Source organism: Gardnerella sp. c11Ua_71 (genome assembly GCF_055818025.1).
Window position 1 is genome coordinate 25,034 of the sequence record NZ_JARFVR010000007.1, and the last position, 12,185, is coordinate 37,218.

Consider the following 12,185-nt stretch of genomic DNA (forward strand, 5'->3'; position numbering starts at 1 on the left):
TTTGTAAGTAATGGGTTTAGATTTGCGCTAAGGCACCAAGCGTAGATTTTTGACTTGTTGGCGGTGCTTAAGGCGGAGTGGATTTATGCTGAACAGTATTGACGTTGACGTTAATGGTGGTTCATTTAGCGGAGATTCGTACGAGATTCAAGATGTTCCAGCAACTTGTGGCGGAGCTCCAGAGGGAAGACTTGTTCTTTTGCGTCACGGACAAACTGTTTGGAGCGAATCAGGTCAGCATACAGGCAGAACGGATATACCGCTTACTCAAATTGGTTGTTCGCAAGCAGTTTATGCTGGTGAGCGCATTCGACAAGCATTTCCTAAGGGTTTTGATGCGGATTGCCAGTTTGTAAGCCCTCTTGTTCGTGCTCGTCAAACAGCTCAACTGGCGGGTTTTACGTATTGCACGCCGTTAGAATACGCAGCTGAATGGGATTATGGGTGTGCAGAAGGGCGAACTAGAAAAGATGTCTCCGCGTTAAGCGGAGTAGAATCGTGGGATGTTTGGCGAGATGGTCCTAAGGCTCTTCCAGAGTTTATGTCGGATTCTTGTGAAGAGTCTCTTCCTAGTGGTGAAACGGTGAAAGTCGTACGCTGCAATGGGGAAAGTCTGCAGGATGTTTCTGATAGAACGCAAAAAATAATCGACTCTGTTTTACCAAAACTTAAAAGCGGCAAGGATGTGATTATTGTTGCACACGCGCATGTTCTTAGAATTTTAGCTATGAGATGGTTAGGCGTTGATGCGTCTCAAGCGCGGTTGCTGCGACTAGACACTGCTCATTACAGCGCTCTTGGAACTTATAAGGGAGATCGTGTAATCGTTCGCTGGAATTGTTGATTTGTGATTGTTGCAGATTATTCGACACGCCATCATATCAACACTGCTATCGTTTGCAATATCTTTGCATTTGAGGCATAATAAAAATTGTCGAAAAGGGCACCTAGGGGTGCGGCGGCTCATAGTAGGGTCGACGGCATAGGAGAAAGGTTCGATGATGAATCGTACAATTAAGTCAACAATTGCACTTGTAGCTTGCTCCGCGATGGCATTCGGTGCGCTCGCTGCATGTGGTTCCAGCTCTTCGGATTCTTCCGATAAGGGTAAGGTTTACTTCCTTAACTTCAAGCCAGAATCTGCTGATCAGTGGAAGGAAGTTGCTAAGGAATATACCAAGAAGACTGGTATTCCTGTAAAGGTCCAGAACGCTGCTTCTGGCACATATGAGCAGTCTCTTAAGAGTGAAATCAGCAAGGGTGATGAAGCCCCTACACTCTTCCAGGTGAATGGTCCTGTTGGATATGCATCTTGGAAGGATTACACTGCAGATCTTAAGGATACGGAGCTTTACAAGCAGCTTCAGAACAAGGATATTGCTCTTAAGGACGGAGATAAGGTTGTTGGTGTTCCATACGCAATGGAAACTTACGGCTTGATTTACAACAAGTCTTTGTTAAAGAAGTACACTGAGCTTAAGGATGCAAAGGTAAAGTCTGCTGAAGAGATTAATTCCTTCGATAAGCTTAAGGCTGTTGCTGACGACATTCAGGCTCGTAAGAGTGAACTTGGTGTTGATGGTGCTTTCACTTCTGCTGGTTTCGATTCCAGCTCTGATTGGCGCTTTAAGACTCACCTTGCAAACATTCCTCTGTACTATGAGTTCAAGGCAGACAAGGTAACTAAGCAGCCAGCAAAGATCAAGGGCACGTTCCTTGACGGATACAAGAAGATCTTTGATCTTTACATTACTGATTCCACCACTCCTGCAACTCAGCTCAGCTCTAAGACTGGTGAGGATGCAAACTCTGAGTTCTCGCTTGGCAAGGCTGTGTTCTATCAGAATGGTACTTGGGCTTGGACCGACCTGCAGAAGGCTGGCATGAAGGCTGAAGACCTTGGCATGCTCCCAATCTACATTGGTGCTAAGGGCGAAGAAAAGCAGGGCTTGGCTACTGGCTCCGAGAACTACTGGTGCATTAACGATAAGACTTCGGATGCAAACAAGAAGGCAACTAAGGACTTCTTGAAGTGGGTTCTTACCTCTGATTATGGCAAGGAAGCTATGTCTAAGAAGATGGGCTTCACCACTCCATTCAAGAGCTTTGCTGATATGAAGTCTGAGAATCCTTTGACTGCTGCTGCTGTTGAAGATGCTCAGTCTGGTAAGACTCCTGTAAGCTGGAACTTCACTATGATGCCATCTGACAACTGGAAGAACGATCTTGGCTCCGCTTTGCTTGAGTATGCTCAGGGCACTGGCAAGTGGGATAAGGTTAAGAGCGCCTTCGTTGACAATTGGGCTAAGGAAGTTGCTCAGACTCACGAAGATCAGGATTAATCTGAATATTGATTATTCGGCTTAAACTTGATTACAAATTAAAGTCATAATTTAAGAACATAATTTAAAACGATAATTTAAGATTGGGCTGTTGATGTAATTGCATTAGCACAGTGCATTAATAGCCTACTAAAAGAGCTTCAAGCCTTAGGTGTTTGAAGCTCTTTTGTTTGAATTTAGGCTGAATTTTGTTTGAATCTATTCTGATATTTAAATAGTATTTTAAGATTGCATTTAAAATGGTACTTAAACTAAGCTACGTCAAGTTGAGATGTACTCGAGCGCACAATTAGCTGTGCTGGAATCGTAATGTATCTGCGACTTTCATCTAAATAATCTCCATTAATTAAAGATAAAGTCATTTTTGCAGCATCCACTGCCATGCTTACAGGGTCTTGTCTGATAGTTGTAAGTCCTGTTTCTCTAGCGTAGAAGCTGTCGTCAAAACCGATAATTGAAAGATCACCTGGTGTGCTGTATCCGCTTCTAGAAAGCTGGAACATTAAAGGTATTGCTATTCCGTCTTCTTGGCATGCGATTGCGGTAGGCATACTACTGTTGCTTAAAAGCGATGAAACTATTGAACTTATGCGGTCTAAACCTTCTGGAGCTACGATTTCGGTAGGCGTAATATTGTTAATCTTGCATTCGTCAATAAACGAATGATAACGTTGTAAAACGCTGAAATGCAGGGAAACATCGCGATTTGTGCGAATATAAGCTATGTTTTTATGACCTAATCCAATAAGGTGGCGAGCCATAAGCCTCGCGCCCTGATTGTCGTCAATATTAATTGTTGCATCAAAATCGCAGTCCATAGGATATAAGCAGTTTATGCCTAAAACTGGTACACCAGTTGCCTTTAATGAAGCAACTTCCGACTTATTTACGTCAAATGAGCAAACTATTACGGCATCTGCATTTCTTCGAGTTGGTAGCATATCAAAGAATTCTGCGCGCTCTTGGCTGCTTGATATTTGGAAAATTGATAGATCGTAGCCTGCTGGGTGAAGAACCTGATTCAATCCTTGCATTATGGATGCGCTAAACCACAGGCGAATGCTGTCGCTCATTAGTAGTGCGACTCTTAGAGTTCTGCCAGATTTTAAAGCGGCTGCAGAACGAGATATTGAGAAGTTTAGTTTTTCTGCAATAGCCAACACTTTGTCGCGAGTTATTGCGGAAACTAAGTTTGGTCGTGTAAATGAGCGTGAAACAGTAGATACTGATACGTGAGCTTCGTTGGCAACATCTTGAATATTAGCCGGCATGTGAACTCCTTTATTCGCACAACATCAATATCTTCATCAATATTTTTATTAATGTCTTCATTAATATCATTCAATCATCTTCAACGATAGTATATGAGCAGCGCATACATCAATGTTCATTGCGCCTCTTATACACAAACGTTTGCAATAAAAATAATAATAGCAGATTTTGCTGCAAAATCGCCAAAAATAGGGATTTTCTTCACATTTAATTTTGATTTCATCGCGTAACGACATGCAAAAAATGACAACGTTTGACATTGCTGTTGCATGTAGTAATATAAAAGTATTGGTTCGGGCGTCGACGCTCGTACAAGCGTTGTACTCAAGGAGGAGAAAGTGACGAGTCATGATTAATATGAGTGGAAAAGCAATACGCAAATGGTGGGCGTTATTCGCTTTGCCAACGTTTGCTGCTTTTGTAATCGGCTTTTTAGTGCCATTCGTAATGGGTGTGTATCTTAGCTTTACTAAGTTCCATACTGTTACGGATGGAAAGTTTGTGGGTATTCGCAATTATCGCAAGGCTTTGCGCGATCCTCATTTTATTCATTCGTTGATTTTCACAACTGCTTTTACTGTTGTAACAACAGTTGTTATTAACGTTATTGCTTTTGCAATTGCGTATATGCTTACAAAGAAGTTCAAAGGTTCAAACTTATTCCGTACAGTGTTCTTTATGCCAAATCTTATTGGTGGCATTGTTTTGGGCTATGTTTGGCAAGTAGTGCTTAATGGTATTTTAGGCTACTTTGGTCGTGCTATTACGTATTCTGCGACGTACGGATTCTGGGGCATGGTTCTTTTGATATGCTGGCAGCAAATCGGATATATGATGATTATTTACATTGCTGGTTTGCAGGCGCTTCCAGGAGATGTTATTGAGGCGGCAGCTGTTGATGGCGCAACACCAATGCAAACGCTGTTTAAGATTACGATTCCTCTTATGATGCCGTCCATTACAGTGTGCACATTCTTGACTGTGACAAACGGATTCAAGCTGTTCGATCAGAACTTGGCGTTGACTAATGGTGCTCCTTCCAGAAAGTCGGAGATGTTGGCGTTGAACATTTTCAACACATTCTATGGAAGAATCAATGGTGAAGGCGTCGGTCAGGCAAAGGCAGTCATATTCTTCATCATTGTGGCTGTAATTGCTTTGATTCAGAACAGGTTGACAACGTCTAAGGAGGTGGCAGCATGAACGAGAAAACTAAGCATCCTGTGCTTTGGACCACGCTTTTTGCTGTAGTGAGTTTGTTGTGGATTTTCCCAATCGCGTTAGTGTTTATGAATTCCTTTAAGTCAAAGGTGTATATTGCTAGCGAGCCATTCTCACTTACTCCAAAGTCGTTTATTGGTTTTGATAATTACGTTCTTGGCATTAACCGCACGAATTTGTTGATGAGCTTCTGGTGGACAATTGTTGTAACGATTGGCGCTGTGGTTCTGATTCTTTTGTGCACTTCGATGTGTGCATGGTGGATTGTGCGAGTAAACAATTGGGCTGCAAGGCTGCTTTACGTATTGTTCTTGTTCAATATGATTGTGCCGTTCCAGATGGTTATGTTCACTCTTTCCAACATCACTACAAAGCTTGGATTGAACACCCCTTGGGGATTGTGGATTATCTACCTTGGTTTTGGCGCAGGTTTGGCTGTGTTTATTTTCACGGGCGTTGTGAAGGGTATTCCTCAGGAATTGGAAGAGTCCGCAATGATTGATGGTGCTTCAGTGCCTCGCATATTCTTCCAGATTATTGTTCCAATTATGAGACCTGCTATTATATCTGTGTCGATTTTGCAAACAATGTGGATTTGGAACGACTTCCTTCTTCCTTACCTCACTTTGGATTTGAACAAGTATAAGACTGTTTCGATTGCAGTTCAATATTTGAAGGGTGGTTATGGTTCCGTTGAAATGGGTGCCATGATGGGCTGCTTGGTTCTTGCCATTCTTCCAATTATTATCTTCTACCTCATCTGCCAGAAGTATATTATCAAAGGCGTTATGGCTGGTGCGGTAAAAGGCTGAGGTCTTTTCTCCTTCGGACCTCGGTTGCATGATGATGGTGGTTGCAAAACTTTGCTTCCACCATCATTTGTGTTTAAGTGTATTTTTTAGTGTATTGTTATTTTAGATTTGTTTTAGATTGCGTTTAACTATGCGGGAGTGGTTGTAATGATTTCTTTTGGCAGCCCCGATTCAAAGTTTGCTCAAGGAATGGAATCGTTTGCAGATGCAGTATGGCTTACCATTTTAATGATTATTACGAGTATTCCGATTATAACGATTGGCGCATCTATTACAGCTGCTCATGAAACTGCTAGAAGGATTGAACGCGGAGAAGCGCACACAACTTCAATCTATTTTAAATCTTTTAAAAATAATTTTGTTAAATCTACTATTATTTGGATAATTTTGCTTCCGATTCTTCTGGCAATTGTAGGGTCTTGGATTTTTCTGCAGCTTACGCCACTTTTAATAATAAAGTTTGCGATCAGTATTTTATGGGTTTTGGTTGCTCAATGGGTGTTTGCTCTTCAAGCAAGATTTGAAAATTCTGTTGGTAGAACTTTGATTAATTCGTTGATTTTTAGCGTATCTTACATTGCAACCACTTTTATGATGGTTTTGCTTGACTTTGTATTTTTTGCGCTTGTCTATTTATCTTTAAAGTATTTTTTGCAGGGATTGCCGCTGTTGATTTTGCTTGGATGGGGGTCTTTGATTATGCTCCATACTCCGCTGCTTGAGCGTGTGTTTGCAAAATACGTTAAAACAAGTGGTAAGTGATTTGTGAATTGACATTAGTAACCCGAGAATTAGATGTAACCAAGTAATCGGGTATTCGGATAACTGGGTAATCGGGGGTAACTAGGTATCCGTGTATTCTGCAGAATAATTAATGAGGCGAACACCATCATGGATGTTCGCCTCATTTGGGACATCATTACAAGGTGCTTTAAATGTGCAACTATGCGCAAATCCTAACACCATGTCGGGGAGGGAAACAAGTTACTCTTAACAGATAACCATGCCCTTTCATTATACTCTAAATAGCTTTATTTATAAAGGTTTTCACCCTTTCTTTTTTGTTATTTTTATTGTTATTTTTATTGTTATTTTGGCTTAAATTCTAATTATTTTTTGCCGTTCATAACAGCTGCCATAGAAAGCACTCTAGGTGACTTAAACACTTCGTCTGTATGAACAACATTGCCATCTTTGTCAGCCAAAGGAATACGCCAATTTGGATATTCTGTACTGGTTCCAGGCTGATTCTGCGAACGCTTTTCTCCAACTGCGTCAACAAGCGCCACTTGCAAAAGCAAAGATGGGGAAGTGAGCATAACCGCATGCATAGCCTCCACAATCTCTTGCACATGGTCTTCTACATGTTCGGCAGCATCCTTGCTAATCCATCCGCCTTCCAAAAGCATCTTCATCATGGCGTCCCGTTCTGCGCTCGCAGCCTTCTGGAAGCTTTCTACAGAATCGGTAAGCAAATGAAGCTCCTCGCGAAGCTTAACATGCTCGAAAGCAAGATATCCAGCTGTAGGTGGCATGTCGTGAGTTGTAACAGATGCCAAAGCATATTCGCGGTATGTGGAAGGGTTTGCAAATATAGTCTGCTTTTTACCAACCTTCTTAGCGGCTTTTTCTGCATCGTCGTCGTGAGTGAACCATTCAACAACAGTTCCAAGAATTCCATGCGAGGCAAGAACCTTAGAAACATATGCTGGAACAGTGCCCAAATCTTCGCCAATCACCAATCCGCCTGCGCGAGTTGCCTCAATGCTAAGCACAGCAAGCATAGCGTCCACGTTGTAGTACACGTAAGCACCGTTTTTAGCTCCTTGACCTTGCGGAATCCACCATAAGCGGAAAAGCCCGAGCACGTGGTCAATGCGAACCGCGCCAGCATGCAAGAACACGTTGTGAACCATGTCTCGGTATGCAATGTAACCAGTTTCGTCTAGATAATTAGGGTCAAATGGAGGCTGACCCCAATCTTGACCTTGCTGGTTGTAGAAGTCTGGAGGTGCACCAACGCTAACGCCGTTAGCAAATCGCTCTGGGCTCCACCACACATCTGCGCCATATCCGTGAACGCCAACAGCCATGTCTTGCATAAGACCTATTGCCATTCCAGCGGCTTTAGCTTCGGCGTGGGCAGCTGCAACCTGCTCGTCTGCAATCCACTGCAGCCAGCGGTGGAACTCCAACAAATCAGCGTGCTCGCACTTAAGCGCGTCAATCTGAGGAGTGCCCTTGCCGGTGGTATCAAACCAAAGGTTATCTCCCCAAGGAGCGCCCCAAACCTCGAAGGCTACGCACCAAGTCGCAAAAGCGTCTAAGTCTTCTCCAGAACGCGCCTTAAAGTCTGCGAAATCCTGCTCGCGCTCTGCGCTTCTAGGCTGCTCAAAAATCATCTTTAGTGCTGGTAGCTTTGCGCTCCAAGCAGCGTTAATATCCATAGGATTTGGATCGTTGTTTTGCGCTTCAACCGACTCGTGCAGAGCTTCCACTTGTTCTCTCTGGCTATCGCTTAATTGCGTGTATTCTGGAATATCCTGTGGGCGAATATAAGTTACGTTTAAGAATCTGCGCGACTCAGGCAAATAAGGCGAAGGCTCTAAAGGCGCCACTGGTGCGCAGGCGTGAATTGGGTTTATAAGCATGAAGTCGGCTTTGCCAATGCTACCCGCGTCTTTAAGCAGCCTACGCAAGTCTCCATAATCGCCAACTCCCCAAGATTCCTTTGATCGCACGGAGTAGAGCTGAGTCATGTAACCCCAGCGATGGCGTTCCTGAACGCTTTGCGGAAGAGGGATTCTTGCTGGAGCAGAAATCAGTGTAACCTGAGCATGCAAGGCGCATTCGTCATCTACAGTTGCTTTCAGAGTGTGGTAACCCATTGGCAAATCTTCTGGAAGTTCCAGCAATAAGTCGCCCTCTTTGCTTGTCTTAAAGTTATTAAGCGGCTTATCAGGCGTATCCTCGTATTCTGTTCCGTCTTCTAAAGTCAGTGTTACGTGGATTTTGCTTGGGTCGATTGCACTACCGCCAGTGTGCACAGGCACTATTGTTTTTGTGCCATTAAAGCATACAACTGTTGGTGGCAGAAGTTCGCTATCTCGCTTTTCTTGCACTCGTTTTAGTGAGTTTGCAATATTTTCCTCTGTATTTGCTTGCCAACCTAGTGCATCTAGCACGCCAACAAGAGCTTCATCGGTAATTTCCGTATAGTCGCCTAGTTGGTCGATGTAGAAAGTTGCAACTCCGCAGGCTTTTGCTAACTGAATTAGTAGACGATTGAGTCGTTCTGTGCTTTCTTCTACGGGCACAGGCGTGGCAGCCTTTGTTTTGGCGTTGTCTGTTGTGCTCATGATGCTCCTTTGTTAATCAGTGGCACATGTAATCTCGTCGCATCGATGTTGGTTTGCAAACGATGTTGAAGAGTGCGATTTCTCAACACCTCACTGGATTGAGGCACGCTCTAGCTAACCATTATATTAAGTATTGATATCGTTTGCAATATTGGCGATTTTCGTGGCACTTAACAAAAAACCGCAGAAGGTTAAATACCAACTGCGGTTTTTTGTTTTTTGTTATTTGCGCATATTTGCTGCTACTTACTTGCGACGGATTCGCATAAAGTGCCATCCTGCGCCGATTGCTGCGATTCCAGCAGTTATGCTTCCTGCGATTGCTGCAATTAGCGTTGTGCTGTTGCCAGCGGCGTGCTCACCGTTGTTTGCGCCAGATGCCTGAGCGCTCTTATCGCTGCTATTGTCTTCGCTCTTTGAGTCTTCGTTCTTGGACTCTTCGGATTCCTTCTGATTTTCATCTTTTGCAGAATCGTTAGATGTGTTCTTGGACTCTTCGCTCTTTGTTGTGTTTGCGGAGCTTGCTGTAGGAGCAGCAGATGCTGCAGCACGAGGCGTGCGTGCAGGAATCTCTGCGGTTGCTGGCGACTTAGCAGTAGCATTTTCTACGAGTTCTTCTGCAGCTTTTGCGGTATGCGTGGACTCCGTTTGGTTCGCTGGAACAGCACTGTGCTTAGGTGCAGCCTGTGGTGCAGACTGTGATACAGAAGGAGCCGAAGCCTGTGGCGCACTTGGTGCAGCATTGTTCTGTGGCGCATTCTGTGGAGTGCTTGGAGCTGGAGCTGGCTGTTGTGCGCTTGGTGGCGCAGAAGGAGCCTGTTCCTGCACCTGTGGATTTGAAGCCGTTGGAGGTGCTGGTGGATTAAGCGGAGCTTGTGGCTGCACCTGTGGAGCCTCTTGCGGAGTGCTTGGAGCTGGAGCAGGAGCTGGTGTAGAAGGAGCTGGCTTCTGAACCTGTGGATTCAAAGATTCCTCAGCCTGCTGCTTTGCTGCAGTGAGACTCTTTTCCACATTGTTCAACGTTTGTGTTGATTTATCAAGTTCTTTAGATCGATTAGCAACCTCTTTTATCATTAAATCAAAAGCGAATTCGATGGTTTGGGAGCTTGCAGCATACTTTGAAATAAGTGTACGCTTGGTCTCTTCAATCGAAGCTTTTAGCTCTAAGATCTTTGCTTTAGTCGCTTCAACATTAGTTTTCGCTTCATTTAGTTTTTGCTTTGCTGTTTCAGCAAGTTGTTTAGTTGCTTCAACATTAGTTTTCGCTTCTGATATTTCTTTATCGATTCGCTTCAAGTCTTCTTTAAGTTGATTAAGATTCTTTTCGGCGGTATCCTTATCTATTTTAGCGTTTTCAAGATTAGCAGTTTCGTCTTGAACTTTTTTCTCTGCTTTTTGTGCTTCTTCTGTTATTGCCAGTAAGTTTTGAGCAGCTTTTTCTGCCGCCTCTTTAGCTTTTTCTGCATCTCTGCTAGCGACATTTAGATCTTTTTCAGCATCTTGTTTAGATTCTTTTAGCTCTTTTATAGTATTCTCAAGCTCAGCTAGTTCGGATTCTTTATCTGAAACTTTTTTAGCTAAAGAATTAGATTCAGACTTCTTCTCATTGGCAGCTTTTCGAGCATCTTTTGCATTATCAGAAATTCTTGTTAAAGAATTTATCTCAGAAGTCAATTCAGAAATTGTATCTAATAGATCTCTTATTTGACTACTTTTATCTGCTTTGGCAAGTTCTTCTTCTGCTTTTTTTGCTTCAGTACTTAGTTTTTCGCTATTTTCTTTTGCGGTACTAGCTTCGTTTTTTAATTGCTCTTCAATATCTTGCGCCTCTGTCTTTTTAGTTTGCGCGTTAGTTAATTTTTCTATGTGTGAAGGATCACCAAGTTTTGATCTATCGGATTCTAATTTTTGTAATTCTCTCTCATATTCGGCAACTTTTTCTTTTTGTTTCGTATATGCAAGTTGTTTTTGGGCAGCAGTTTTTTCTGCTTCTTCAGCTTGTTTTTTAGTCGAAGCAACTTTTTCTTTTAACTGATTAATTTTGTTTTGATCATTGTCAGCATCAAGAGTTTTTAGATTTTCTTCTGCAGTTTTAATTTGCTTAGTAATGTTCTCAATCTTATTATCGACGCCTTCAGCAGCTGCTTCCTTTTGCTGTGCTTCCTTTTCAAGCTTTTCAGCTTCTACCTTAGTGGATTCAGACTTTTGCTTAGCTTCAGCTAACTCTGCTTCAAGCTTAGATTTAGCCTCTTCTTCATTTGCTAAATCTTCTGCAGTTTCTTCGTTGTCATCTTTTGCGTCCTCAGCAAGTTCATCTTTTGCAGCTTTTTCTTCAGACCTAATTTTGTTTACTTGATCAGCATTTTGCTTAGCCTCGTCAGTCACTTTCTTGTCTTTTTCTGCCTCTTTTACGGCTTTACTCTTCTCTTCAATGCGCTGCTCGGCATTTGCTATATTCTGAGTCTCTGTTTCTATTTTCTTATTGGTCTCAGCAATGCTATTTTCTGCATTATTTTTCTTTTCTACAGCTTCATTAATTTTTCTTGCAGTATCTTCAGCTTCTTGTTTTGCTTCTTCTACAGCTTTATTTGCTTCATTATGCTTATTCTGAGCTTCTTTTTGTAGATTCTTTGATTCTTCGACTTTTTGGAGTATTTCTGCATTTGCTGGAGTGTTATTCTTAGATGTGCCTGAACCTTGAACCGTTCCAGGATTTTCTTTCTCTTGCTTGCCAGCACCAGCGTCGCCAGTAACAGGCGAGTTAACGGTTTGCGGTGTAGAGTTTTGCGGATCTATAGTTACAACATTGCTAACAGCATTAAAACCAGTGTCGGATATTGTCTTAACCTGTGCTGCTGGATGATTGGACGTATCTGTTGTAGTCGCGTCGGCTGCGTTGGCAGCGTTTGCAATGCTTATGCTTCCAATAAGAGCCAAAGAGCTTGCTCCCAAAGAGATAGCGGCTGCAATCTTAGCGTTCATATTTACCTCATTCTTCAAATCATTTAGGTTTGGGGGTGGGGGTATTTGTTTAATTATCAAGTTGTAAGATCAAAGCGCTGACTGTTTATTACGTTTCGCGTCTCTGTCTTGTTTCTAGACTTCCTACTCTTCTCTACTCTGCATATTTCTCCACTTTGCATATACATAATAGGGGTATAAAGTATAAAAGTTATTCT

General features: G+C 42.7%; 8 protein-coding genes. 5 read left to right on the forward strand and 3 right to left on the reverse strand.

All coding sequences use genetic code 11. The features are described from left to right. The first annotated feature begins 85 nt into the window (after nt 1-85). Both P0106_RS06460 and P0106_RS06465 read left to right on the forward strand, forming a co-directional pair. Nucleotides 86-844: a histidine phosphatase family protein gene (locus P0106_RS06460; protein WP_004138413.1), complete on the forward strand. Its 759-nt coding sequence runs from the start codon at nt 86-88 to the stop codon at nt 842-844. Nucleotides 845-998: 154 nt separating this feature from the next. Continuing rightward, the gene (locus P0106_RS06465) at nt 999-2,342 is read left to right on the forward strand and encodes an ABC transporter substrate-binding protein (RefSeq protein WP_013399402.1); all 1,344 of its coding nucleotides are present in this window, start codon (nt 999-1,001) and stop codon (nt 2,340-2,342) included. 251 nt (nt 2,343-2,593) lie between these two features. Here P0106_RS06465 and P0106_RS06470 read toward each other — a convergent pair whose 3' ends face one another. Beyond that, nucleotides 2,594-3,613 (reverse strand): LacI family DNA-binding transcriptional regulator, encoded by a 1,020-nt coding sequence (locus P0106_RS06470; protein WP_013399403.1) that lies wholly within the window; start codon nt 3,611-3,613, stop codon nt 2,594-2,596. A 349-nt stretch (nt 3,614-3,962) separates the two neighbouring features. Between P0106_RS06470 and P0106_RS06475 the strand changes: the two genes are divergently transcribed. The 3 genes from P0106_RS06475 to P0106_RS06485 all read left to right on the forward strand — a co-directional run bounded on the left by P0106_RS06475 (nt 3,963) and on the right by P0106_RS06485 (nt 6,409). Beyond that, nucleotides 3,963-4,817 (forward strand): carbohydrate ABC transporter permease, encoded by an 855-nt coding sequence (locus P0106_RS06475; RefSeq protein WP_004112931.1) that lies wholly within the window; start codon nt 3,963-3,965, stop codon nt 4,815-4,817. Beyond that, entirely contained in the window at nt 4,814-5,647 is an 834-nt protein-coding gene (locus P0106_RS06480; RefSeq protein WP_004113778.1) for a carbohydrate ABC transporter permease, read from the forward strand. The genes P0106_RS06475 and P0106_RS06480 overlap by 4 nt, the downstream gene beginning before the upstream one ends. Before the next feature lie 147 nt (nt 5,648-5,794). Further along, complete coding sequence (locus tag P0106_RS06485; protein WP_020760800.1) at nt 5,795-6,409, forward strand: DUF624 domain-containing protein; 615 nt, start codon at nt 5,795-5,797, stop codon at nt 6,407-6,409. 347 nt (nt 6,410-6,756) lie between these two features. Here the strand turns inward: P0106_RS06485 and malQ are convergent, their stop codons facing one another. Together malQ and P0106_RS06495 are read right to left on the reverse strand one after the other, a co-directional pair. Then, nucleotides 6,757-9,006, reverse strand: a complete 2,250-nt coding sequence (malQ, locus tag P0106_RS06490; RefSeq protein ID WP_473730583.1) for a 4-alpha-glucanotransferase — start codon at nt 9,004-9,006, stop codon at nt 6,757-6,759. Between the two features lie 246 nt (nt 9,007-9,252). After that, nucleotides 9,253-11,988: a proline-rich domain-containing protein gene (locus tag P0106_RS06495; RefSeq protein WP_473730584.1), complete on the reverse strand. Its 2,736-nt coding sequence runs from the start codon at nt 11,986-11,988 to the stop codon at nt 9,253-9,255. Nucleotides 11,989-12,185 lie beyond the last annotated feature (197 nt).